Here is a 26,471-nt window from a genome sequence, read left to right as displayed (position 1 = left end):
TAAACAAAACATCGATGAGGAAGTAAGGCTTTATTATCAATAAAAGCTAAGGTAACAGGAAGGTTGAAACTGTTACCTATAATACTTTTTGTCCTTATTTAAATTGAGATACTTTGCTTTGTAATTCATCAGCAATCGTTGACAATGCGTTACTGGCACCAGATACGTCTTTTGAGGCATCAAATAGTTCTGTAGCAGATTTCTCAACAGTTTCCATGTTTTTCATGATAGCGTCACATGTATGCTTTTGCTCTTCACTTGACGCAGCCACTGAATGGTTAATGTTATCCAAATCTTTAATACCATTAAGTAATTCATTTAATGAGGTGGTGACTTCGTCTACTAAATGAATTCCGTCTTTAGCAGATACCGAGGCACGTTGCATCGAATTGACAGCTTCATCAGCCACTTCGGTTAAAGAATGGATATTTTCTTGAATTTCCACAGTACTTTTTTGTGTTCGAGTGGCAAGTTGGCGTACTTCATCTGCCACAACTGCAAAGCCTCTTCCATGCTCTCCAGCTCTTGCAGCTTCTATTGCTGCATTTAATGCTAGTAAATTTGTTTGTTCTGCAATTGAAGTAATAACATTCAATACATTATTAATACTTTCAACTTGGTGTTGTAGATTTTCTAACGTTTTTGATGAGGTATTAACTTCAGTAACAAGCTCATTAATATTGTCTCTCGCTAAGTTAGCTCGTTTAGTATTTTTCTCAGTAATATCTTTTGCTTGCGAAGTTTCATTAGAGGCTCTATTTGAGTTTTCAGAGACTTCTTCTATAGCATAATAAAATTGCTTTAAAGCATCATTCACAACATGAGACTGCTCTTGCTGTCTAGAGGCGACACAATTAGTTTGTTCCGTTGTTGCACTAAGCTGAGTACTTGATGAAGCGATAGTTTCAGAATTTTGTTTTATTGATTCTATAATTTGATTAATTAACGACAAGAAGCGATTAATCCCTTGTGTCACTTGATCTAATTCAGTTATGCCACAGTCCTTCAATACAATATTTAAATCAGCATCACCACTATTAAGCTTTTTAACTTCTTCCCCTATTTTCAGGATAGGTTTTGTTAATATCATAGACAACCAATAGGCTAGTATAAAAGTAACCGCAGTTAATAAAGATAAAACCGTAATAGCCGACCACCAAATACTACGACTTAACTTCTCAATAGATTCGTAGGCTTCAGCTACATCAATTTCAGATAATAGTGCCCATGTGTGAGGGCCATAGTGCACAGGGCCATAAGCTGACAAAACAGGTACACCACGATAATCATTTAATTCGGTATAACCTGAACGGCCAGCTAAAGCTTCATCAACGGCTAAACCACTAACAGGTTGAAGGCCAATGCTGGTATTTTGCTTGGCAATAAGTAATGATTTTTCAAGGTATCTATTAGATATAATTGCCAAATAGCCTTCTTTATCTTCGATAAAAAAGCGACTTTCATTTCTCAAGGTTTTATCGTTGCCTACTAAATAGGTCTCACCGCTTTGACCAAAGCCCTTATTTTTCCAATCATTGTTATGGGTCATAATGTTATTAATTTCCGCTAAAGGCATTTGGAAAATAAGAATCGCTTTAGATGTACCACCTATTTGAATTGGGCTTGCAATAAAACTTGCTGATGCATTATAAGAAGGCAGGTATGAGGTAAAGTCAGATATATAGGTTTCATTAGGTTTTAACTGTTTAGCATTTCTAAATGCCTCTGCAATACCTGTTTTTGCATAGGGTCCATGAAGCAAGTTGGTAGCGAAATCTAATTCTTTAAATACACTATATACAATGTTTCCTGTATCAGCATCGACTATAAAGATATCGTAATAGCCAAACTGATCTAAAAAATACTGAAAATCTTGATGGTATTTTTGGTGTGTACTCCCATAGGTTGTTTTAGTTTCAGGGACCACTAATTCATCTTTCTCACCTAATGAATGCGGATTATTACTGATGAAATCATATTGTAATAAATGTGCAGTTTGGCTGTTCTCGTTATAAAGCGATTCTACTTCTAGGCTAGTATTATTAAGTTCATCAAATTTCTTTCCAAATTCATTTTTATAATATTCATCTAGAGACTGAGTGATTTTATTCTCATTAGTAACATTGGATTGAGAAGCATATAGGTTAAAACCATCGATAAATTCCTGAGCAGCATTTTCAGTTTGAGAACTCGCAGATAAGGTTGTTATTTGTTTCTCTATAGTAGAAAAATACTTTTCAATTTTAGTACTAATTGCTGCTCTTTTTGCGATTAAATCACGTTGAGATTTTTTGTGAATATTTTCGTCTAATTCTTTAATTGACATTTGGGCAAGTAATACTACTACCGCCATTCCTGTGATAAGTACACTAGCAACCATACTTATTAAAATTCTAACTTTAAGACTCATGAATTAGATACAACCTTTAATGGGTTAAATGGGGACGAAAGATTACATTAAGCAAGTATTACGCCTAAAGTTTAATCAAGGAAAATAAGGCATTAGCGTAAATATCTTTTGTATTATTTATTTTTTGCACCAAAATTATCAAAATGTTGCACTGAATTGTGTTTTCAACAGTTCATTGAGCTTTTACCCAAAACACCATTCACGACTAATCTTATTTCTTTATGCAACTTCATGTAAGCAAGATTTAATCCCTCATATTCTTATGAGATGTTTTTTTCAGTTAATGGAAGAGATAGATTATTGACTATTTTGCAAGAAACTCTGCTAAGTCTTTTGAGTTGAAGGGTTTCCTAAGTACAGGGTAGTTCCAAGTTCGCTCTTCAGTTGCTATATAACCACTAATAGAATAAACCTTTATGTCTGGAATAACTTTTTTAACCATCTCAACCGCTTCACGCCCAGATAAATCAGGTAAGATCATATCCGTTATAAAAATGTCAAACTCGCTGTGGCTATCGAGAATGTTAATAAGCTCATCTTTGTTATTGGCCATAGAAACCTCTGCACCTTGGCTTTCCAAAAACAAGCAAACAAATTCTGCAATACTGATCTCATCATCTAACACTAAAACCTTTTTACCTTGCATGTTTGAACAAGTGTTCTTGTTTTTAACAGATTGAAATTGTTTATTAAGGGTTTTGCATTTAAATATTAAAGTAAAATGTGCACCTCCTAGTTCACTGTGCCCTTCTACTTGTATTTGACCGTTATGTTTATACATAGTGTTATAAACATTAGCTAAACCAATACCATTACCTTTATTAACGGACTTTGAGCTATAAAAGGGATCAAATATTTTAGTTAAATTTTCTTTTGCTATACCTGTGCCGCTATCTTTTACATGTACTTCTAATTGATTAGGGCCAGCTAGATTAATAGAAATTGCTATTTTGCCCGTTAGACCTTTTCCTTGAATAGCATCTTGAGCATTTAACACCAAATTAAGCAAAATATTGATAAACTCTCCTTGCGGAAACTTAATGACACAATGGATTGCTTCAAAATCAATTGTTAAATCAATGGTACTGAGTAAAAGCTGCTTAAATAAATATTTATTTTCTTGAATCTCTTTAATTGGATCGAAATTGACTACTTTAACTGTCGGTTTACGCGTAAAGGCCAATAGCCTTTCTGTTACATCCTTCCCTTTATCAATTGCGTTTTTAACACGGTCAATATACTTTGATATATCCTGTTCACCTCTAGAAAATTTTAACTCCAACATTTCAATTGCGCCTAGTGCCACGCCAAGTACGTTATTAATATCATGTGAAACATTGCCGAAAGTATTACCTAATAATGCTAAACGATTTGAAATGATTTGCTGTTGCTCTTGTCGAAACGCTTCTGTGACATTTTCAACAATCCAAATATAAATCCCTTCTTCAGCTTCATAAGTAACTGAAAAGTCAAAAACACTATTGTATTTATCAAAACTTACATTGGTATATTTGATTTGCCCTTGTTTTACAGCCTTTTTTTTATATTCCATGTAATCAGCAATACTGAAGTTGATATAGCTAAACAACACAGCGCTTGCGTTGTCTTGATGGGGGGAGATATCTTGATAAACAACATTGTCATTATCATCAATAAAAAAAATCGGCACTTTGATGGTTAAGTTAACCATAGCTAACAATTTTAACTTTTCAAAAACCCCCTCTTGACGGGTGATATCTTTAACAGTGCCATAAACCGCTTGAATATTACTTGATGTATCAAACTCAATTTCAGCCACAATATCTATTTTAACTTTTTCATTGTTAGCTAAATTAATCGTTGCTTTTAAATGGAAAGGCTCAGCGAGAGTTGTCGCTCTTTGCATTTTATCTATAAATAATTGTTGTTCTTTTCCTGACAGCAATTGACTGACGTTGTCGATACTAGGTTTAAACGTTTTTTTACTTACTCCATGCATTTTATAGAGTTTATTTGTCCAACTAAACAATTGATCTTGCAAGCTAAATCGCCAGTAACCAATATTATTGACTTTCTCAATAAGTGTTAGCCAATTATTTTGTCTCTGATACATAGCGCATAGTTTTTTATTATCAGGTATTGCTCTTATAGAGCCACATAATAAGCAAGGTGCATCACCATCAAACTCGGTAATTTTACAAATAAGACTTACCCAAATATTTTGCCTTTCTTGAGTTGTGAGAATACAGCTTATGTCAACCTTCTCTATGTCCCCAGAAAGGTGAAGCGTTATATGTTGCTTAAACTCTGATAAAGCCTCTTTTTCAAAGTGCTTCATCAAAAATTCGCTATTATCTTGATAACCTTTATATTCATAACCAAGTAATGTCATCAATTTGGGCGAATAAAACACGCTGTCATTTGCTAAATCCCATTGCCAGAATCCCTCATCGAGCTTATCAAGGGTTGGGATTTGATGGGGATGTTTGTGAGGGGCAGCTTTCAAAACAACTCATCCTCATCATCAATCTCTTGGGCAAGGTACTCTTGCTGCAAATTTAATGATTGTAATTGATCAACACTATGCGATGCACTATCAAGCAGTTGAACCACTTCAATAAAATTAACATCATCTTGCGTATGTCTTTTCAGCGCAGAATGCACTAAATCAGTGAGGTAATCTTCTTGCTCTACATTTAAATCTAAAACATGAAAACTTAACCCTATTTTTTGCACTATTTCATCCATCACTTCTTGATGATGATGTTTAGATATTTCGACCATTTTTTTTGTCGACTCTACTGCTTGCTTTATTTGTTCTTGAACCGTGACTAAAGAGTTTTTATAAGCAATAAAAGCCATTCTAGCGCCAACACATTCAATAACAGATGCTAGAGCGTCAATATAAATATCTGTATCTACAGTGCCTTGCTCTAGATTTAATATGAAAATAGAGACTTGAGGGTGATTAAAAATAGTTCTAGAGCCAAATTGATATAAACGAGATTTTACTTTTAACAATTCCATCACTTCTATTTCAACAGGAGAACATACGCCCCTTTCAGCACTGTAATATGCTGGTGTTTCATTTAAAGGATAAAAGGCGATACAACCATGTAACCCCATTGCATAGAAGAAAGAAAATATTTCATCACGAATATGCTCATAGCTATTGCATTGGTTAAGCTTAGAGGTAAGTTGCATACAACTGCCATATTTTGACGCTTGTGCCATTGAGATATTAATTACATTTTCTTTTGATTTTATCTCATTTTCAAACTCATGAATTTTCTCTTGATAACCAATTAAATGTTGCAATTTATTGTTTAAAGTTAATAGAGAAATAGGTTTAGCTAAAAAATCATCGACACCACACTCTAACCCTTGAAGTATGGCTTCTTCTGTGGCCATGCCCGAATAAAGAACAAAAGAAGTCGGTGAATTTGGGGTGTTTTGTTGTAACTTGATCCACTCTGAACCTCGATCAAGTCCAATATTTTCATCAACCAAAGCAATATCAAAATTAATATTTTCTTTAAGCAAATCATTAGCAACATTAAGGTTGTTTGCACACCTCACCTCAAAGTCATCTTCTAGACTTTCAGCTAATAACTTGAGGTACTCAATATCATCATCAATAATCAAAAGATTATGTTTATTCATTACTATTCTCCTTATATTTCCTTGTAAATTAATATCCACTTTTATTGATTAACATTGATATTGTTAAAAAATTTAAACCCTTTTAAGGATTGTCATGCCAAACATAAGTTGCAGTTACTAATGTGCCATTTTCTTGATAATCTAAGGTGTCACAAAGCTGATCTATCAACTCAATTCCACGACCACTTAGTTTCATGACTTCATCATTGTTTGAGCAATTATTTTTTATTACTTCCAATACATCAAAGCCTTCACCACTATCTTTCATATTGATCATCACCTTGCCACCATGAGCAAAAGGAAAGAAACTTACCTCTATATTTACATATCCCAGTGTTAATTTTTCTAGGCGTTTGGCTCTTTCATTATAATATTGACTAAAACCTTCAGGTGAGCTTTTCAATTCAGAACTTAGCCCTAAGACGCCGTGATCAAGAGAATTAACAAATAATTCAGTTAATAAAGTATATAAGCTTAGCCAATGTTCTCCCTCTCCTTCAATATCATTAATTTGGTTCATTAATAACGGGATGGGGTTAACCGTTGCTAATAACTTATCTGTTAAATTCAAGCGCCATGACCAACTTGGGTTTGCGTTATACAAGTTATCTTCAAAAGTAATACTGTCAGGGATGGTGACTTGAGAGGCGGACTTTTGTGGGGTAGATACTGTTGGCTCCCAACCTGAACATGGTACATCGATTAATGATATATCGTCTTCTTGTGGCATCCCCTGACAAAACAATTGCAGCTCATTTAAAACATGGTTTGCAATATTATTATTGAGCATGCCTGTTTCAGCGGTTTGTTCAAAATTATCCACGCCAAACTCTTGCCCTTTAGAATTTCTCGCTTCAATAATGCCATCAGAGATCATCACGAGATGATCACTTTCTTCAATAGAAATAACAGCGATGGGGGTATCTGGTAATAATTTAGGAAGAATTCCTAATGGTGGATGAATAGAGGGAAACTGTTGTTTAATAACTGCGTTTTTATCGAAAATATAAGCATTGGGTAAACCTGCATTAAATACATGCGCTGACTTTTCATGTGATGAAATACAAACAAAACAAGCTGCAAAAAATAAGTCATTCGGTAACAGAACATTAAGTTGCTTATTAACTTGAGCAATAATATCTATTAAAGAGAAACCTTTTTTAGTCATGGCTCGAAAAGTTTCAGTAACGGGGATTGCTCCAATAGAAGCCCGTAATCCATGGCCCGTAAAATCCCCTAAAAGTACATGAATATCACCATTAGGGCATAATGATGTTAACTGAATGTCCCCACTAAACATGGTGGCTGCCTGTTTAATTATCCCTATTTGATCGAGTGCAAAATTTCTTGATTCAATCACTTCAGACATCATTTTTTCGGCTAATTGAGCATCTTTATGTTGTTCTTGTTGCAAATCTTTTATCTGCTGATATAAATCGCTGATCCGTTGAATTGATTTAATTTTTGCTTTAAAAACTTGTGGCGTAAAAGGCCTGATAAGTATACCGTCGCCACCTGCTTCAACACTTTCAATATAGGATTTTTCAGTGTCCATACTCGTGATAAAGATAAGTGGTGCTAGATTGTCCCCTGAAAGCTCTTTTATGCGTCGAGTGGCTTCATAACCATCCATCACGGGCATGTTAATATCCATCAGAACTAAGTCGGGTTGAAATTCTATGTATTTTTCAACGCCTTTAGCACCATCATTAGCCACTTCAACCTCGTAGCCTTCCTCTTTTAACAGCGCGGACAGCATCAAACATTGAGTCATTGAATCATCAACAATCAATGCTAATTTGTTGTTTTTTATCTCTGTCATGTCAAGCATAAAAAAGTTCGCTAGTGCACAACATTCATTAAACGATGAAACTGAGCTATTTCTAAGATTTTACTTACCGTTTCATTGGGTTTACTTATGATTAACTCTCCTGTATTCATTTCAACATAATCTTTTAAGAGTAAAATCATGCCCAGCGCAGAGCTATCCATATAATTGGTTCGGCTTAAATCCAAGATAAAAGTCAAATTTTTATCTTGGAATCTACTATATGATTCTCGAAATTTTTGATGCAATGAAAAGTCAAACCTATCTTCAACCATAATAGATACTTGTTTGTTTTCTTCAGAATAATTTGCACTGACGGTCATAAGTTGCCTCCTTGAATAACCATTTTGATCGTAGAGATAAGTTAAAATAATTCGACATCACCTTCAGACATCGTAATTTGTTTCACACTGCGTTTACCTTCGCTTTCTTTAGTTTGCTGATAAATTTCTTGGCACTTTTCCTTTAATGTCACTAGTTGATGATGAGCAGACGTTTGTTTACTATCTTCGAAGCCTGACAAGACCTCACTGATTTCATAAATACTCTGCACATTCATTTCGAGTGAATACAGCGACTGCCTTGTTAAATCTTCAAATTGAAGAGAACGAACTCCAGTTGCTACAGCATCTTTTATTTTTGGTGAAAGAATCGCTAATTCCTCCACACTGAGCATTGTATGTTTATTAACTGTTTCAACATGTTCCATCATCACTGACATTTTATCTTTTGCTTCTAAAGTTGAGGTCATATCTGCTGAAGCCATTTTTTCTACAGATTCACGCAGTTTTGAAATCACCTCTCGAGATTTGTTAATCTCATTACGAATATCACTATTTAATTCTGTAGAACCTACCGATAAAGTACGTACTTCGTTTGCTACCACTGCAAAACCTCTTCCTGCTTCACCCGCTCTTGCAGCTTCAATAGCAGCATTAAGGGCGAGTAAATTTGTTTGACTGGCGAGCCCTTCTACTTGGGCAAGCAAATTAAAAATACTGTCAAATTGCGCCACCATTTCATCAGTAAAGCTCATTGTTTCTAAGCTTTGTTTGCTTGTATTAACAATAACACCAACAAAATCGTCAAGGGTTTGGTTAGACTGAATCACAAAGTTTTCTAACGTTGATTCTTCTTCTCCGTCCTTGAAACTGGTAGAGTTTTTAATTAAATTTTCAAACATATCTTGTTGCTCCATACTCAAGCCCTGCAAGTGTTTAAAACTGTCTGAAATACCTAGTACTGCTTCTTCAACTAAGGTTTTAGTGCGTTTTACTTCGTTTTCTATAATCTCTATTTCTTGATGTAAAAATTGCTGTAACTCCAAAACCACTTCATGAAACAAAGCATGATCCACAGCAAGAGTATCATCGGTACCTTTCGTGTTTTCCTTGCTTATTTGTGAAGACTGGGCTGAAAAGGTTTCAGATGAAGTTCGCTTGTAATATTGGTAGATATAAAAAATAAAAATAACAAGCAAAGTGCCTTGTAGTAGATAAAAAATAAGATCATTTTGCAGCAACACATGATTTAATATCAGTAAGGTCGATAACAAACCTCCTGTAATGACTAAATGTTTATTCTGATACATTTGCTGCCTCTTTCATTTCATTTCTATCTAAGCTTGCATAATCGAGAATAGCACTGCCTATTTGTGTTAATGGCAATTCCAGTACATGCGCATTCAGTGCATGTGCTTGACCTGGCATTCCCCAAACAAGGCTACTGGCTTTATCTTGAATAATTGTTCTAGCTCCTTGTTTTTTTAATTTCAACATGCCTTGGGCGCCATCTTTCCCCATCCCTGTTAGTAGTACCGCCTGTACATTACTGGCAACTTCTAATAGTGATTCAAATAAAACATCAACGGCAGGTTTATGCCTATTCACCTCTTCTGTATCCAGTAAAGTACAAAACATAGCGCCATTTTTCTGTGTGATTTCCAAATGCAAGTCGCCGGGTGCAATATAAACATGGCCTGATTTTATTTTTTGTCCATGACTGGCCTCATGAACCTCTAAAGGAAGTAAACTATTTAAACGTTTTGCGAAACTAAGACTAAAATTTTTCGGTATATGTTGAGTTATTACGATAGCCGGTGAGTTTTTAGGCATATCAGTTAATAATTTTTTAATCGCTTCTGTACCACCTGTGGATGCTCCTATCGCAATAATATGATTACTACGTTTAGCACCTGTAAAATTGACTTTTTTTATGCTTTGTTTGCTTGCTGATTTTGTAAGTGTATGTGCGAGTTGATAATTTTTATGATCAACTTTTACCGCCTGCTCTATTTTATCAATAAGCACTTCTTTAAAATTATCTTTAGTGGCTAAAAGCTCTTGTACACTTGGTTTTGCGATAAAATCGATCGCACCAAGTTCAAGTGCTTGCAAAGTAATATCAGCCCCTTTTTGTGTTAACGTAGATAACATAATAACTGGCATGGGCCGTAACCGCATAAGATTAGATAGAAAAGTGATACCATCCATTTTTGGCATTTCGATATCAAGGGTTAATATATCTGGGTTTAGCTCTTTTATTAACTCACGAGCAACAAGAGGATCTTCAGCCTCACCAACAACTTCAATGTTATTAACATGACTTAGTGCATCTTTAATAATATTTCGAATCATTGAAGAGTCATCAATGATTAATACTTTTATTAAACTCATATTAACTACACCCTCAGATTACCTAACTGTGCTTAAACTAAATATCAAAACAACTCAACATCACCTTCAACGTCTTTTTTATCAATTTTGCTTCGGTAATCACTTTCTCGACGTACAATAGTATCGTTATGTAAATTATTGAGATGTTTAACAAAAGCACGCCCTGTAAATGGTTCAAATAGTACTTTCCTTGGGCAAACATCTCCCAGATCACATTTATCAATGACAATGTCTTCTTCTTGTAAATAAGCTAAAGCAAAGTCTGCATTTTTTTTACCTACGTCAGACATTTGGTTTAGCATTTTTCCTCCACCAAACAATTTAGCACGCAGATTAACTCTTCGACCGCCACACCTTAAAATAGTATTTATGAGATGTTCCATAGCAAAATTACCATAACGAGTAGCATCGCTGACCAGTTCTCTTTTACCCCAATTTATTTCATGTAACTCTTTTGTGGTTAAAGGCAACATGAAGTGGTTCATTCCACCAATCTTTGCCTTATCATCCCAAATACATGCTGAAATACATGAGCCTAAGGTTGTGGCAATAACAACTTTATCAGTGGTCATATAAAACTCACCGGGTAATATTTTTGCTACAACCCTCTCTCGATTATTATCCCAATAATGATTTACATGGGTAAACTCAGGTAAGCATTGTTGTATACTTTGCTCCACTTTTAAGTGTTTATTTCTATGCACATCTCACCCTAAATAACCCTATAAAACCCATTAAAACAAAAGCATTTTAAACTTAATTTTTTCTAAACATTGTTCTACCGACAGTCGTAAAGTATTGCTGAAATTCTCCAAGATTTTCACTGTGACCAAGCATGAGTAATCCTCCTGGCGTTAATAAATCATAATAACGAGCAAATAAATCTTGCTGCGTTGCTTTGTCAAAGTAAATAATGACGTTGCGACAAAAAATAACGTCAAACTTACCTTTCATTGGCCATTCATGTAGCAAATTTAATCGCTTGAAAGTGATTAAGTCGGACACTCTTTTATCGACCTTTATTTTGTCAGCATTTATACCCACTCCTCGATGAAAGTAACTTTGCTTATATTTTTTACTCAAATTTTCTATTCGTCGATATTCATATATACCGGCTTTCCCTGTTGCTAACACATTAGAATCTATATCTGTTGCCAATATCTTAGCGTCCCAACCAGATAACTGCTCGCGCATTGCCTCCATTAATGAAATGGCAATACTATATGGCTCTTCACCTGTAGAACTAGCGGATGACCAAATTCTAAGTCGTTTTTTACCATTCGCTTGCGCCACTTTGCTTGATAACAACCTTGGAAGTTCTGTATTTATCAAATAGTCAAAATGATGCTGTTCACGAAAAAAACTCGTTAAGTTAGTAGTAATAGCATTGATAAAGTAATCTTTCTCTTCTTCTCCTTTTTCTTTTAATAAATCGCAATAGTCACTAAAAGAAGGTAATTGACGTTCTCTTACAATACGTGTCAGGCGCCTATAAACCATTTCACGTTTATGCTCATTTAAGACAATACCTGTATATTGGTATACAAAATCGCAAATAAAATTAAAGTCTTTATCGCAGAGACGTACTGCTTTATCTCGACTGACTGATTCCTTAATAATTAGAACTCCTCCCACTCTTGATCAGTGGCTGTTTGAATACGAGAGCTTGTAGAAGCTCTCGGTTTGGGAACAGCTAATCGAGTAGATTTACTTTTGGGCTTTTCTGTTGATGATGTATTGCTATTACCATTATTAAAGAAGGCAACTTGTTCAAGCAGTGCTTGAGACTGCTCTTCCATCGATTTACTAGAAGCCGCAGCTTCTTCAACCAAAGCGGCATTCTGTTGTGTCATTTCATCCATTTGACTTACTGCTGCACTAACTTCTCCAATACCAGCAGATTGCTCTTTACCTGCGTTATCGATATCACTGATCATATTACTTACTTCTTCGATTGAAGTTACTAGCTCTCTAAAAGTTTGCCCAGTTTCATCAACTAATTTAGTACCTTGCCCCACTGCTTCAACACTGTCATTGATTAAGCCTTTGATCTCTTTAGCTGCACCCGCTGATCTTTGTGCTAAATTTCTCACTTCAGCAGCAACTACTGCAAAACCTCGACCTTGTTCACCGGCTCTTGCCGCTTCAACAGCGGCATTAAGTGCAAGCAAGTTAGTTTGGAAGGCAATCTCATCAATTACACTGATAATATCGGCAATTTTTTTACTAGATTTATTAATATCACTCATCGCTGTAATAGCGTTATTAACTACCGAACCACCATTGGTCGCTTTTTCCATTACCGTATTAGATAATTTACTCGCCTCAGTTGAGTTCTCAGCATTTTGCTGTACTGTGCTAGTTAACTCCTCCATAGCAGAAGCTGTTTCTTCTAGGCTAGAAGCTTGAGATTCTGTACGATGGCTTAATTCGTTATTTCCTTGCGCAATTTCTCTTGCAGAATCAAAGACATTGGTAGAGGCTCCTCTTATTTCATCAACCATATTACTTAGATTATCTATAGAGCCATTCATCGCATTTGCTAAGGCTAAGAATTCCCCACCATAGTCGCTTCTCATGCTTTTAGTTAAGTCACCCTCAGCAAGCGACTGTGCAATATCAATAGCGTCAGTTATAGGGGCAACAATTGCATCCATTAAACCATTTATATTTTGCCCTAGATCCTTCATGAACCCTTCATACTCTTCTGTATCAATCCTGCTATCTAATTTACCGTCGGTGGCATCACTAATAAGGCTTTCTATTTGACTTTGTGCATCTTTTTCTTCAGTCAGATCAAGCCATTGTACAGCGGCTCCAACGTGATTTTTCTCTTCATCGAATAGAGCAATTGCAATTAATTGAAATGTTAAACCCGCCACTGTAATTTCAGTGTTGTATGGCATATTGGCGGGGTTACCTAATAAGTTTTGTTGATGGGCTGGATTTTTATGAAACACATCAAAGTTAGTACCAACCATAGTACTCACGCTAAATGCAGGTAAAACAGATTGTAATTGTGCTTCTCGACGACGCATCATGGTTAATACCGCAGGGTTAGCGTAAACAATATTGCCTTCTCTATCTGCCATCATTAAGTTTGTCGTCATACCATCAACAGCTGACGTTAAACGTCCTACTTCAACAGATTTAGCCCTTATTTGCGTAACATCCTGCCATTCAAGCGCATTACCTATATATTCACCTTGGGCATTACTAATTGCTGTAACACTTAACTCGAAGGTAAGATGCTTGATACGAATATCCGTTTTAAATGGTAAATTATTTATATCATCAAGTAATTTACGTTGATGCTGTGGATTTTTATGAAAGCGATCGATATTAGTACCTAAGATAGAGTCTATGTCAGCTTTAAATCCGGGCCAATTCTCTGCAAAGGTAACCTCATGTTCTTTAAGTAGAGCTAACGTTGCTTCATTAACATAAGTAATCTTAAAATCTCTATCAACCATTATGCTGGCGGTGCTTGATTGATCAATTGCACCCTGTAATTGAACGGCTTTGTTCTCTTGCAATCTAGCTTGAGATACGTCTTTCCACTCCAATGCATTACCAATATAGTTACCACTTTTATCTAGGATTGCACTCACGTTTAACTCAAAAGTTAAGTGCTTTATGCGAATATCTGTTTGATAAGGTAAGTTATTAGGATCATCAAGTAATCTTCTTTGATGGCTTGGGTTCTTATGAAATCCATCTATATTAGAGCCAATAATAGCGCTTATATCTGCTTTAAAACCAGGCCAGTTTTCAGCAAAAGTAGCTTCATGCTTTTTAAGCAATTTTATTGTGGCTTCATTTGCATAAGTTACTTCAAAATCACGATTGATCATCATAAAAGCCGTTGCCGACTGATCAAGTGCTCCTTGAAATTGTTCCGATATATCATTACTTTTCGAAGACTGCTTAGTTTTTGTATCCATAGTTGATCCTTTTTCAATATTTGCATTAGCAGCATCCGCTGCATCGATCATAGTGGTTGCGATAGTCTGGTATATTGCTGTCCAAGCTTTTTTAACAGGTGCTGTAAAGTCCTTCCCTAACCCTGTTGCTAAAGTTTTAATTAAAGCTGCCCCAACGGTATCGTAATGCTCAGTTTTAGCACCATATCCTACGTGCTTTACCCCTAACTTCTGTAAAACGGGAATAAGCTTGTCAGGCTCATCTAATAATTTTATTGCTGTATCAAGCATTGCCATCAGCTTTTTACCCTGCTCTGTTATATCGCTGGGAAATAAAGGTTTTATCGAGGGGTCCATTTCAAATAAAGTGTTATAAAAAATTTTTGCAGCTTGAGGAGCTATTGGTAATACTTTTTGCCAACTTGTCTGCACTAAACTAATTTGTCTTGGTGTCATAGTTTTTCCTTCGCCTTAAAAGTATTTAAATACAATAAAGTTCATCTTCACTGAGTAAAGCTGCGCTATCTAATAAAATCACTAACTTATCTTCAACACTTGCTAACCCTTTCAAAAAACAACTATCGATATTGTTGCCAAATTTTGGCGCCTGCCTGATGGATTTATTAGTAAATTTATACACCTCAGATACTGCATCAACGACTATACCAACCACCATAGTTCTTTCTTGAGTTTGATGTTTTAAAATAATAGTGACCGTTTTTTCGTTATAATCGAGCGGCTCTTGAGAAAAGCGCTGACGCAAGTCAATGATTGGAATAATGACGCCTCGTAAATTGATTACCCCTTTTATATAAGCTGGCTTATTAGGTAATTCAGTCACAGAGCTCCAAACTCTAATTTCTTGAACACAAAGAATATCAACCCCGTATTCCTCTCCTTGTAGAATAAAAGTAAGATATTCTTGCTCTATATCACTCATGTTAGCCACCTTAACTCCATTTTTGCGTAAGGTTCATTTTCATTAAATTAATTAGTTAGTTAGTTAGTTAGTTAGTTAGTTAGTTAGTTCATGCTTCTCAACTTGCTGTAAATGTTCAACATTAAGCAAGGTGACAACATTTTTACCAACATTGATTAAACCTTCTATATATTGTGGTTGAACATTTCCACCGAACGATGGCGAACTTTTAATTTCACTTGTTTCAACATTAAGCACATCTGAAACGGCATCAACGACAAAACCTATGGTGCGTGATGATTCATCACTTTGATAAGTTAAAACAATCACAACCGTAGTTTCATGATAAGTCGCTTTACCAATATTAAACTTCAAACGTAAATCAACGATAGGAACAATAACGCCACGCATATTGATAACGCCTTTAATATATTTAGGGGAATTAGGAATTTTGGTCGGAAGTTCCCAACTTCTTATTTCTTCAACACATAAAATGTCGACAGCGTATTGTTCTGTGTCTAGTGTGAAAGTTAAATATTGTTCACCACTGGTAATAAATTCAATCTCTTCAATAGCATGCTCACCTTGAGCTGGAATATCTGCTGCTAGCTCTTGAATATTCATTAGCTATGCTCCCCGACTATTGTTTGATTAATAGTTGAACCTGACTGGCGATTTTGTTGTGCAAAAGTCATTGCCATTTGAATCATTCCAGGAATATCTAAGATCATGGCAACAGATCCATCACCGAGTATAGTTGCCCCAGAAATGCCAATCACTTGTTGGTAGTTCTCTTTCAAACTTTTGATGACAACTTGTTGTTGTGCTAACAAGTGATCGACCATCAAACCTACTTTCTGGCCATCTGCTTCAACAACGACCAGTAAGGCATTTCCCATGTCGGTATACTCAGTGTGTAATCCAAATAATTGATAAACAGGAAGAATTGGTACATTTTCATCTCTAAGGCGATATAAAGCCATATTGCCAGAAACACGGTTGATGAGCTCTTCGTCTACTTGTAATGATTCAACGATAGAGATTAGAGGAATAATATAAGTTTCGGTGCCTACTTTAACTAATTGACCATCAAGTATAGCTAAGGTTAATGGTAAGTTGACTTTAAAGCAGCTACCCTTACCAAAATCAGATTCTACTTGGATCCTTCCCCCTAATGATTTGATATTACGTTTGACAACATCCATTCCGACCCCACGGCCAGAAATATCTGTAACTTGCTCTGCAGTTGAAAATCCAGGTTCAAAAAGTAGATCAAAAACCTGACTATCGGTTAATGTCGCATTCGGTTCAATAATCCCTTTCTCGACAGCTTTAGCGAAAACCTTCTGACGATTAATACCACCACCATCATCAGATATTTCTATAACTATATTGCCCCCTTGATGGTAAGCATCCAATGAAATGGTACCTTTTTCGGGTTTACCATTAGCAATACGAACTTCAGCAGGCTCAATCCCGTGATCTACCGCATTTCGCACTAAATGAACTAAAGGGTCTCCTATTTGCTCCATTACAGTTTTATCAAGCTCTGTTTGCTCGCCTTTTATTTCAAGCTCCATCGCTTTACCTGTTTTTATTGATAAATCATGAATTAAGCGCGGAAAGCGATTAAAAGCAAAACTAATGGGTAGCATGCGAATTCGCATAACACTTTCTTGTAGTTCTTTAGTGTTTTGCAATAGCTGCTCTAAACCATTAGTTAAGCGCTCAATTTTATCCATTTGAAAATCATTACCCAACTCTGAGAGCATAGATTGAGTAATAACAAGTTCCCCCACCAAATTTATCAAGCTATCTACTTTATCAACTCCCACACGGATAGAGCCAACATCAACTTTATTTTTAGCTTTCGGTTTGCTTGATTCATTTTTGTCAACAATAGTTGGTTTTTCTTTAGATTGTGTTTGTGTTTGTGTAATAACGCTATCAATAGCTGTAGGCGGAGTAATAGTTTCGGCTTCAACCTCAACACTATTTTCTACAGCATCAGTATTGTTCGAGGCTTCTTCATTATCAATTTTAATAATATCTAGTTCACACTCATCTTCTACCCACTCAAATATTTCTTTAATATCTTCAAGCGATGCTTGAGTAGCTAGTTCTAAATGCCAACTGAGATAAAGCTCTTGTGGGTCAATATCAGTCAATGCCGGTAACTCACTCGTTACAGCATTTGTTTCTAGCTCGCCTAACTCCGCTAACGCACTAAATAAAAACAGAGGGTCATTACCTGTTTTAGCTAAATTATGTTCAGGTACGAAGTGAATACGATAGCGAGTTAAGCTTGAGGTGTCAGCAGTATTTTCATCTGTTGTTTGCGCTGTAGCTGCATCACTGCTATTCAGTGCTAAACTTTGTTCTAATAATTTTGTTGTTTGTGAGATCTTTTCATGATTATAGTCTTCTTCATCCCTTGCAGCTTCTATCAACAACCTCATGCAATCTACCGAGGTTAGTAATAATTCAACATCTTTAGGATCAACTTCTCTGCGACCATCTCGCATTTCATCAAGTAAGGTTTCAACTAAATGCGTAAATTCAGTGACAGAATCAAAGCCAAACGTACCAGCCCCTCCTTTTATAGAGTGAGCAGCTCTGAAAATAGAGTGTATAGTTTCATGATCTCCAGGCTGCAAATTGAGTAAGCTTGACTCCATTAGTTCTAGCCCTTCAAAACTTTCCTCTAAAAAGCTTGGAATAAACTGTGATAAATCAACGCTCATGTGATTCCCTTACAATACTAATATTGTGAATAGATTATCGTACTACTCGCTTAATGGTTGCTAACAACTTTTCCGGATTAAAGGGCTTTACTAACCAGCCAGTTGCACCTGCTGACTTACCACGCATTTTCATATCAGTTGAGCTTTCAGTCGTTAACATCAATATAGGGGTAAACTTAAAGCTAGGAAGTTTCCTCAACTCTGAGCATAAGGTGATTCCATCCATATTCGGCATATTGACATCCGAGATGACAAGATCAAATACTTCTGCTTGAGCTTTGCTTAACCCCTCGCAACCATCTTTTGCTTCAACTGTTTGGTATCCAGCACTTTTCAAGGTAAAACTGACCATATCTCTTATTGAGTTAGAATCATCAACGACTAGTACTTTTGCCATGGTTTACTCCTATATTGATACTTCATAGTTCTGATAGCATTTAATTATTGTTTTGATTAGGTAAATACTGCATTAATAGTGAATCTTTGATACCGAGTTGATTGATACTTTCTTGCAGAACTTTTGATGCTGATTGAAATTCTAGCGATTTACCTTGAGCTAAAATATACGTAATAATGACTAAGACAAACTGAATCCCTATAGTGTCAATACGTGTTAAGGCACTGTCATCTATTACAATATTTTCATTCTCATCAATGATTGGTTGTATTTCAGTTCGATAGTCATCTACTTGGGCAATAGTGAGTTCACTAGGAAGTTTCAGCATTTAGCCATCCTGTTAGCTTAAGTTCTTGATTTATTCTTATAACAACACATCAAGATACTGACATTTAAGATCTTTATTCTTTAGTTTTTAACTATATGTCAGATTCTCACTAAATCAAGAAACTGAGATAAAATAATCAACAAAACACACAAGACATTGATATTTAAATAATTATTAACATCAACAAAGTTTTTTTAAAATTGATATAAGTAGAGTTAACAGCTAGCACAGAAGTTTAAAAGCGCAAGGTTAAGTAGAAGGATTTTAATAAAGAGGTTTTTAAGACAAAAAATCGAACAAGTTAACGTGGTAGGTAATAAATCATGATTAAACAAAAAAGCACAATGGCCCAAAAAGCCTTTTTGAAAAAGCTTAATTTTTTTTGTTTATCTTGAGGGTGTTTTTCAGGCAATGACATCCCACAATGACTACATTGTTTCATACCCTCTTTATTTTCAGTTTGACAAAAAAGGCATTTAATTAAAGGCTGATTCATAAATAATTCTTCCTCTTAATTTAAGCTATTGTGAGGTTAACTGGTGGTATAACTGTGGCAAGCGTAGTGGCAATTGCTCTGGTCGTAATATGACAGTAAAACCATCATTACCAAATAAGTAGGGTAAATAGGCTTGAGCATCGGTATCAATCGTGATGCAAAAGGGTTTAATGCCCAGTTTTTTAGCTTCACAAATGGCTTGGTGTGTATCCTCAATACCAAAACGTCCTTCATAATGATCAATGTCATTAGGTTTACCATCAGTTAAAATTAATAATAATTTCTCAGTACTTTTTTGCTCTTCAATAACTTTGGTTGCTTGTCTAATAGCTGCGCCCATTCTAGTGTAGAACCCTGGACGAATTGCTTGTATTCTGCCACGAACATGATCGCTATAGGGCTCATTAAAGTTTTTCAACATGGTAAAACGTACGTTATGGCGTTTTACTGATGAAAAGCCATACATAGCAAAATTATCGCCTACCGATTGTAAAGCCTCGCCAAATAGTAATAAGCTGTCTTGTACAACGTCAATAACACGATGTTCATTGTCTAGATGAGCATCTGTCGACATAGATAAGTCGGCAAGCAAAAGACATGATAAGTCACGGTTATTACCACGAAATGATTTAAACAAGCCTTTTTCAGCTGTTGCCGACATTTTACTTTCAACATGAAAATCCAACCATGCGCCTAAATCTAACTCTTCACCTTGTGGTTGTGCTTTTAGCCAGTAGCGTACACTACGTAATTGTTCAAATTGTGCTTGTATTGTTTTTGCTAACTTTTGTAGTTTTATCGGTAACTTTTGTGGCTTAGCATCTCGAGGAAGCATAGGCTGTAATAAACATCTATCCGGTTGTAATTGTTGCTTTTTATATTCCCATTCAGGTAAAGAGATGCCATCTCCCAAGGGAATATCATCTTCAGAAGCAGAAGGTAGATCTAAATCTATCTTAATTTGCCCACTTCTTTGCTGTTCTTGTTGTTTTGATAAAGTAATTACATCTAAATCTTCTATGGTACTTTGGCTATCTTCATCATCATCACTATCATCACAACCACGATCTAGCTTAGAGAATTCACTCCAAGAAAACATACTCTCTAAACGAAAAATCATCATACCGTGCTTTTCATTGGGTGAATCAACCCGCTCAGCTTTTTTACGACTGGTTTCTGTTTTTTTGGTGATTTTATTTTGTTGATTGCTTTCTGATGTTTCAGGGGATTCTTTATACTCAGGGCTAACTAAACTATCGGCTTTTGCTGAAGGATATAACCATAAGAACACAGCTTTTGGCGCAAAATTAACTAAGGGAAATTCAGTCACTGTTCCAGGTTTTAATAAAGCTTGAACAATGGCTTTCTCCATTGCTTGCTCAGCTATTGGTAGATCATCAATAGCAGGTCTTTGATCAACAAAAGCTTTAGCTAATTTTTGGTAACGTAAGCGCATTGATGGAAATTTTTCCAAAACATTCACAACAAGTGATTGATTGTCGTTTGCCCAATGATTGAACTTTCCTTGATGATTTGCAGCCAGTACTGCCAACCAAATATATAAATCGTAGTTAAGAGATTTCTGTTCAAAAATGGCGAGTGATTCGGGTAATCGTAAGCTTTCATCATCTTGCCATGCTAGAGAAATCTGTTGATTGTCACCTGATATTTTTTGTAAAAAACTTTTTCTTGTTAAATATTCTCGTGCGCTTGCCGCTTCTACACGCTTTACCGCATTACCGCCCAACGCTCTAAACACGACCCCCACTGATTTACTGACTTCATCAAAGGTGACTCTAGCCAGATCATATTCAGGATTAGCTTTTCGAGTGATATATTTATGCCAAAGACCACCAACCCACTCTTCCATTAAAATTCCAGTAATTTAACTATTTTTCATAGCCAAATTGTAGCAAGTATTTATCCCCGCAATGTGATGTGTATCAAATGATTAGTGTTTAAAGACAAGCTAAATAAATCACAAACTAAAAAAGGAAGCCAAGGCACGGAAGTAAAACCGCTAATTTAAGCCACAAAAGTAAGCAGCAAAAGTAAAGAGCTCAAAGCTACTTAAAAAATAGGGAGTTTTTTTGCCATGGCTCGCGCTAAATTGAACATGCCTATTAAAACAAAGCAAGCATGCATCGTGACAAAATAAAATATAACAATCATTAACGAGGTACTAAATTGGCTTGAATAAAACAGATAAAATATTGGCGCGATAGCAAGTAATACACCTGCAAATGCTGAGAGTTGAATACTTCGATATAAGTGTATTTTGTTATAGTTTGATAAGTGAATTTTATTTGATTTTCCTTGAGATGACTTGTACAAGTAATACAGTAAAACGAAGAAACTCAGGAGGGGTAACAGTAATAGATTTGCTAAATATAAAGACTGGTAGATTATCGCAAAGCTGTTGTTTTCATTAGACTTCATAGACTAAACCTGCCTTTATATCGCTAGTTGTCGACTAAGTAATTATATTAGATAAATTAGTGCAATGATAATTGGTAATACAATAACATAGGTTAACAGCAAATTTCTCCAAAGTGTTGGTGCATGTTTTAACTCCATAAAAATATCTGTTATTTGTTGCCCTTTTAAACAGGTTATCAATAAAACACAGATAATCAATAAATGGTTACTCTTTGAAAACACCTCAAGTAACTCACCTATCCCCACAGAAATAAGGGTTAAAATGAGTAAAAATAACCAACTCATGGTTAATATTCTACGGGTTAAACTTTTATACTTTAGCAAAATCATCTTTCATCAAATAACATAAATAATTGGGAAAAGAATAATCCAAAGCATATCAACCATATGCCAATAACTCGCACCTGATTCAAAGCCAGAAATATTGGTTTTGTTATAACCATTTTTAAACGCTTTAACACCAACAAACCCCAAAATAACCATACCCAAAAGCACGTGCATTAAATGGAAAAAAGTGATCATAAAATACAAAGTAAAAAAGGTATTAGTTTCAATGTCTATACCTAATTCAAATAAAGAAAAATATTCCCAAATTTTCACAAAAATATAAATACAGGCAAAAAGTAAAGCCACAAGCAGTAAGTTCGCCGCTTTATTACCACGATTTTGATACATAGCATTGAGTGCGATAGCGACAAAATAACTGCTGGTGATCAAAGCAATAGTATTTATTAACCCTGCATTTTGGTGTAATTCAGCTTTCCCTAAACTGAACATCTCAATATTTAGTTGCTCTGCAATAGCAAAACCGATAAATAAGATTGCAAAAACAGTGAGTTCAGCCAAAATAAAAAACCACATCGCTAAATCGCCAGGCAATCGTTTTTTATCCGCTGTCCATTCAGATTGACTACACTTAACAATTCCTTTATTCATATCAATTCATATTGATCATTTTTCATCAAAATAAATTCTAGCAACATCCATGAGTGCCTTAACGGTTTGAGGATCATCTGATAGCGGCTCAGCTAAGCAGCAACGACACACCTCTAATTCATCCATGCCTGAACTAATCATACGTGCTGCGTATATTAACAAACGTGTTGAAGCAACTTCATCTAAATCATTCTGTTCAAGTAAACGTAACGCACCGGCTAATTCAACTAATTTAAAAGCCAAGTGTGGATCAGCGCCGGCTTCTTTTATCAAAATTTGTTGCTCAACTTCAGGCGTAGGGTAATCAAAACGTAAAGCAACAAAACGTTGTTTGGTACTTGGCTTCATTCCTTTTAATAAGTTTTGATATCCCGGGTTATAGGATACTACCAACATAAATCCAGGTGCCGCCTCAAGCAGTTCACCAGTACGTTCTAACGGTAATACACGGCGATCATCAGCAAGAGGATGAAGTACTACAGTCGTATCTTTTCGTGCCTCTACGACTTCATCTAAATAACAAATGCCACCTTCACGAACTGCACGTGTTAATGGGCCATCTTGCCAATAAGTACCTTCAGGACCAATTAAGTGTCGGCCAACTAAATCAGCAGCGGTTAAATCATCATGGCATGCGACTGTATACAGAGGACGATTTAATTGTTCGGCCATATGTGCCACAAAACGGGTTTTACCACAGCCTGTAGGCCCTTTGATTAAAACCGGCAATTGATGTTCAAATGCATAATTAAATAAAGAAACTTCATTGCTTTGTTGTTGATAAAAAAGTGATTGCTCAGCCATAATGTTTTAAAAATAGTAATTAATTTGCACCTAAACTACCTTGCCTTTTATAAAAGTACAAACAGCATTAACCGCTTACTTGATGGAGATCATTGAATGGTGAAAGTTAATTTAATCTTGGTAATTTTTTGACTTTAGCTATTAAAGTGAAACGACTTTCGTTACCATTAAGACAAGCTAATAAAAGTTGTTTTTAAAAGGTTAATCATGCACGCTCTTCTTGAATATATTCCCCTAGTAGTCTTTTTAATTGTCTATAAATTTATTGATGTCTACTGGGCTACCGCCTCCTTAATTGTGGCTTCAGCTTTGCAAATTGGCTATTACTTCCTAAAAAAGGAAAAAGTACCTACACGTAATTGGATATTCTTTGGCTTAATTGCAGTATTTGGTGGTTTAACCATATTTTTTCATGACGATGCTTTTATAAAATGGAAAGTGACAATCATTAATGGCATTTTTGCGATTGCATTAATTGTCAGTCAATATATTTTCAAGAAAAACATTATTAAGCAGTTTTTATCAGAATCATTAACATTACCCGATCCTATCTGGTCAAAACTAAACTTATCTTGGGCAATCTTTTTTGCTTTATGTGGAATATTAAACTTATACGTAGCATTTAACTTTGATTTAGACACTTGGGTTAATTTCAAGGTTTTCGGTTTAACTGGTCTCACTTTAGTATTTGCTGTTGGCTCAATTTTTTCACTGTATAAATATTTACCTAAAGAAGATGAAGATGTCGCTGAAGTACTAGAAGATAGTATCGAAATAACTAGCAATGTAATGAGTGACTCCCCCGGTGATAAAAAATAACAACCAACTACAAATTCATTTATACATAATAGGAAAAATATGCTTTATTTAATTTACGGTGAAGATATCGAGAATAGCTTAGCAAAACGTTTATCGGTTAGAGAGCAACACTTGGCACGCCTACGTGACTTACAATCCGATGGAAGATTGCTTGCAGCTGGACCGTGTCCTGCTATTGACAGTAATGAGCCAGGCGATGCTGGCTTTACGGGCTCTTTAATCATTGCAGAATTTAATTCACTTGAGCAAGCACAAGCTTGGGCAGACGACGATCCCTACATTAGTGCTGGCGTATATAAAAATGTAACCGTGAAACCTTATAAAAAAGTTTTACCTGCATAAGGTTTAAGATAATCAATTTTCAGCTACGCTTTATTTGTAACAAGACACCTTTGAAACTATAACTATGAAACACTACCTAGAAAACGGTGCTAATAAAAAGGTGTCAGAGATGATTAAAGCGAGATAAGTGTTTATTACTATATGATGACAAAAACAAAATTTACTCTATTAATTGTAGCCTTACAATTTTGCTTACCTATTTCAGCTTATGCCGCTAAAACTGCTGCTGAATGTCAACAAGCAGAATGGTCAATACCAGAAAAGTCGAGCTGTTTAGATGGCATCATTAAAACACTTGATCGAGAGTTGCAAACTTGGGTTAATAACCACGTGTTTAATCTAGAAGAAAAAGCACTGAAAACAGGACGTCATTCAGCGTTAAAAATGTTTAAACGTTCACAAAGCAATTTCATTACCTTTAGAGACAATAACTGTCGATGGCAATATTTAGCGATATCTCCTGAAAAGGGTGCCGATATTGCCTACAAAAATTGTTATGTCACCCTGAGTCAAATGCGCATTAAAGAGTTAAGCGAAGTACAATAAGCTTGTCTTGGCTATAATTGTTTTGGCTATAAAGGATTTTGACCAAATTGTTTTGCAAAGCTTGGTTAGTTTAATATTTAGTTAATCAAGCTTGCTCTATTTCTCGCTCTACCGCTTCTTCATCACTGAGTAAAATGGCTATCCAACGCCCTTCAGGTGAGTTCTCACAGGCAATTTTCACAATCATGGTAAGTGGCACACTCAGTAGCATACCGACAGTACCTAACAGCCAACCCCAGAATATTAATGATAAAAACACCACTAGTGTTGATAAGCCGAGTCCTTTGCCAAGGTATCTAGGCTCAACCATATTCCCCATAACCATATTAATGCACACATAGCCAAGGCCAATAGCGCCAGCTTCACCCAAACCTAACTGTAGCATGGCTAACGTAACTGCAGGCACTGCTGCAATAATAGAGCCTATATTGGGGATATAATTTAATAGAAAAGCTAACACTCCCCATAATAAATAGAAGTCTAGACCAAAGAACCACAGCATTGCTGAAACTATAATACCTGTTGCAATACTTACCATGGTTTTAATGGCAATATAATTATTTACTGACGTTAAAAAGCGCTCAATTTGCTTTAAGCGCATATCAGGATCATCTAAGGCAAAGTGAAGCTTGATAGGAAAAGACGATGCTTCAAATAACATAAATACGACAGTAAGAACAATTAAGAATAAATTCGCCATTACAGAGCCAAAACCACTAAGCATATTAGCTGCCATGCCCATTGCTACTGCGGGATCAAAATACTCGAGTAAAATGCCTGAAGATATCTGGATATTATAACGAGCTAAAAAAGCTGTCAGCCAAACAAATTGCTCTTTTAGTTGTAATCTATATTGTGGAATAAGCTCAGATAATTCGTTTAAAGACTTACCTACCAAGCCAGCTAATGAAAGAGCGATAGAAACAAACAAGCCAATGACTATAATTACCGATATAACTTTCGGTATTTTATACTCACTTGCCTTGGCTACTAAAGGATTACAAATAATAGCGATAAATAAGGCCAGTAGGAATGGAACTAAAATGTTCGCGGCAATTTTAATACCAGCAAAAATAATAAAAATAGCAGCGATAGTTACAAAAACTTTGACAATACTTCTACTTTTAAGCAACTCGCCCATAAATGATAAATCCTTTAATGTTATTGTTCTTATGCGTTAATTCAATTTATTTAATGAAACTCGTTTTTTGCAATACGTTTAT

General features: G+C 35.5%; 24 protein-coding genes. 3 read left to right on the top strand and 21 right to left on the bottom strand.

Features of this window, described 5'->3' with window-relative positions; translation table 11 throughout:
• Positions 1 to 94 precede the first annotated feature (94 nt).
• The 20 genes from AC27GZ_RS10185 to AC27GZ_RS10090 all read right to left on the bottom strand — a co-directional run bounded on the left by AC27GZ_RS10185 (position 95) and on the right by AC27GZ_RS10090 (position 23,541).
• Entirely contained in the window at positions 95 to 2,410 is a 2,316-nt protein-coding gene (locus AC27GZ_RS10185; RefSeq protein ID WP_487094878.1) for a methyl-accepting chemotaxis protein, read from the bottom strand.
• A gap of 304 nt (positions 2,411 to 2,714) precedes the next feature.
• On the bottom strand, positions 2,715 to 4,895 hold the full coding sequence (locus tag AC27GZ_RS10180) for an ATP-binding protein (RefSeq protein ID WP_487094877.1): 2,181 nt from the start codon (positions 4,893 to 4,895) through the stop codon (positions 2,715 to 2,717).
• Entirely contained in the window at positions 4,892 to 6,052 is a 1,161-nt protein-coding gene (locus AC27GZ_RS10175) for a response regulator (protein WP_487094876.1), read from the bottom strand. Before AC27GZ_RS10175 ends, AC27GZ_RS10180 begins: the two co-directional genes overlap by 4 nt.
• Positions 6,053 to 6,134: 82 nt before the next feature.
• Positions 6,135 to 7,874, bottom strand: a complete 1,740-nt coding sequence (locus AC27GZ_RS10170; RefSeq protein WP_487094875.1) for an ATP-binding SpoIIE family protein phosphatase — start codon at positions 7,872 to 7,874, stop codon at positions 6,135 to 6,137.
• Positions 7,875 to 7,894: 20 nt separating this feature from the next.
• On the bottom strand, positions 7,895 to 8,203 hold the full coding sequence (locus AC27GZ_RS10165) for an STAS domain-containing protein (protein WP_487094874.1): 309 nt from the start codon (positions 8,201 to 8,203) through the stop codon (positions 7,895 to 7,897).
• 41 nt (positions 8,204 to 8,244) lie between these two features.
• On the bottom strand, positions 8,245 to 9,471 hold the full coding sequence (locus AC27GZ_RS10160) for a methyl-accepting chemotaxis protein (RefSeq protein WP_487094873.1): 1,227 nt from the start codon (positions 9,469 to 9,471) through the stop codon (positions 8,245 to 8,247).
• Positions 9,458 to 10,555, bottom strand: coding sequence for a protein-glutamate methylesterase/protein-glutamine glutaminase (locus AC27GZ_RS10155; RefSeq protein ID WP_487094872.1), 1,098 nt, complete (start codon positions 10,553 to 10,555; stop codon positions 9,458 to 9,460). The genes AC27GZ_RS10160 and AC27GZ_RS10155 overlap by 14 nt, the downstream gene beginning before the upstream one ends.
• A gap of 44 nt (positions 10,556 to 10,599) precedes the next feature.
• On the bottom strand, positions 10,600 to 11,259 hold the full coding sequence (cheD, locus tag AC27GZ_RS10150) for a chemoreceptor glutamine deamidase CheD (protein ID WP_487094871.1): 660 nt from the start codon (positions 11,257 to 11,259) through the stop codon (positions 10,600 to 10,602).
• A 52-nt stretch (positions 11,260 to 11,311) separates the two neighbouring features.
• Complete coding sequence (locus tag AC27GZ_RS10145; protein WP_487094870.1) at positions 11,312 to 12,190, bottom strand: CheR family methyltransferase; 879 nt, start codon at positions 12,188 to 12,190, stop codon at positions 11,312 to 11,314.
• Complete coding sequence (locus AC27GZ_RS10140; RefSeq protein ID WP_487094868.1) at positions 12,175 to 14,934, bottom strand: methyl-accepting chemotaxis protein; 2,760 nt, start codon at positions 14,932 to 14,934, stop codon at positions 12,175 to 12,177. Before AC27GZ_RS10140 ends, AC27GZ_RS10145 begins: the two co-directional genes overlap by 16 nt.
• Positions 14,935 to 14,959: 25 nt before the next feature.
• A complete protein-coding gene (locus AC27GZ_RS10135) occupies positions 14,960 to 15,418 on the bottom strand; it encodes a chemotaxis protein CheW (RefSeq protein WP_487094866.1) in 459 nt (152 codons plus the stop codon).
• A gap of 75 nt (positions 15,419 to 15,493) precedes the next feature.
• Positions 15,494 to 16,021: a chemotaxis protein CheW gene (locus tag AC27GZ_RS10130; protein WP_487094864.1), complete on the bottom strand. Its 528-nt coding sequence runs from the start codon at positions 16,019 to 16,021 to the stop codon at positions 15,494 to 15,496.
• Positions 16,021 to 18,141 (bottom strand): chemotaxis protein CheA, encoded by a 2,121-nt coding sequence (locus AC27GZ_RS10125; RefSeq protein ID WP_487094862.1) that lies wholly within the window; start codon positions 18,139 to 18,141, stop codon positions 16,021 to 16,023. Before AC27GZ_RS10125 ends, AC27GZ_RS10130 begins: the two co-directional genes overlap by 1 nt.
• A 34-nt stretch (positions 18,142 to 18,175) precedes the next feature.
• Positions 18,176 to 18,538, bottom strand: a complete 363-nt coding sequence (locus AC27GZ_RS10120) for a response regulator (protein WP_487094861.1) — start codon at positions 18,536 to 18,538, stop codon at positions 18,176 to 18,178.
• Positions 18,539 to 18,578: 40 nt separating this feature from the next.
• On the bottom strand, positions 18,579 to 18,866 hold the full coding sequence (locus AC27GZ_RS10115) for an STAS domain-containing protein (protein ID WP_487094860.1): 288 nt from the start codon (positions 18,864 to 18,866) through the stop codon (positions 18,579 to 18,581).
• A gap of 521 nt (positions 18,867 to 19,387) precedes the next feature.
• Complete coding sequence (locus AC27GZ_RS10110) at positions 19,388 to 21,232, bottom strand: nitric oxide reductase activation protein NorD (RefSeq protein WP_487094859.1); 1,845 nt, start codon at positions 21,230 to 21,232, stop codon at positions 19,388 to 19,390.
• A gap of 200 nt (positions 21,233 to 21,432) precedes the next feature.
• Positions 21,433 to 21,801, bottom strand: a complete 369-nt coding sequence (locus tag AC27GZ_RS10105; protein ID WP_487094858.1) for a hypothetical protein — start codon at positions 21,799 to 21,801, stop codon at positions 21,433 to 21,435.
• Positions 21,802 to 21,843: 42 nt separating this feature from the next.
• Positions 21,844 to 22,086 (bottom strand): cytochrome C oxidase subunit IV family protein, encoded by a 243-nt coding sequence (locus tag AC27GZ_RS10100; RefSeq protein WP_487094856.1) that lies wholly within the window; start codon positions 22,084 to 22,086, stop codon positions 21,844 to 21,846.
• Between the two features lie 51 nt (positions 22,087 to 22,137).
• Positions 22,138 to 22,737, bottom strand: coding sequence for a cytochrome c oxidase subunit 3 family protein (locus AC27GZ_RS10095; protein WP_487094854.1), 600 nt, complete (start codon positions 22,735 to 22,737; stop codon positions 22,138 to 22,140).
• Positions 22,738 to 22,752: 15 nt separating this feature from the next.
• Positions 22,753 to 23,541, bottom strand: a complete 789-nt coding sequence (locus tag AC27GZ_RS10090) for an AAA family ATPase (protein WP_487094853.1) — start codon at positions 23,539 to 23,541, stop codon at positions 22,753 to 22,755.
• Between the two features lie 207 nt (positions 23,542 to 23,748).
• Between AC27GZ_RS10090 and AC27GZ_RS10085 the strand changes: the two genes are divergently transcribed.
• The 3 genes from AC27GZ_RS10085 (at position 23,749) to AC27GZ_RS10075 (ending at position 25,248) form a co-directional block, all read left to right on the top strand.
• Positions 23,749 to 24,360 carry a septation protein A gene (locus AC27GZ_RS10085; RefSeq protein ID WP_487094852.1) on the top strand — a complete coding sequence of 204 codons (612 nt, stop codon included), beginning with the start codon at positions 23,749 to 23,751 and terminating at the stop codon, positions 24,358 to 24,360.
• 39 nt (positions 24,361 to 24,399) lie between these two features.
• Positions 24,400 to 24,702, top strand: coding sequence for a YciI family protein (locus AC27GZ_RS10080; protein ID WP_487094851.1), 303 nt, complete (start codon positions 24,400 to 24,402; stop codon positions 24,700 to 24,702).
• Between the two features lie 141 nt (positions 24,703 to 24,843).
• On the top strand, positions 24,844 to 25,248 hold the full coding sequence (locus AC27GZ_RS10075) for a lysozyme inhibitor LprI family protein (RefSeq protein ID WP_487094850.1): 405 nt from the start codon (positions 24,844 to 24,846) through the stop codon (positions 25,246 to 25,248).
• A gap of 85 nt (positions 25,249 to 25,333) precedes the next feature.
• Here AC27GZ_RS10075 and AC27GZ_RS10070 read toward each other — a convergent pair whose 3' ends face one another.
• Positions 25,334 to 26,389 (bottom strand): AI-2E family transporter, encoded by a 1,056-nt coding sequence (locus AC27GZ_RS10070; RefSeq protein ID WP_487094849.1) that lies wholly within the window; start codon positions 26,387 to 26,389, stop codon positions 25,334 to 25,336.
• Between the last annotated feature and the right edge of the window lie 82 nt (positions 26,390 to 26,471).

The sequence above is a fragment of the Colwellia sp. SU-HH00943 genome (genome assembly GCF_057546125.1).
The sequence above is the reverse complement of the archived record's forward strand: the minus strand, read 5'-3'. Positions and strand labels throughout refer to the sequence as shown.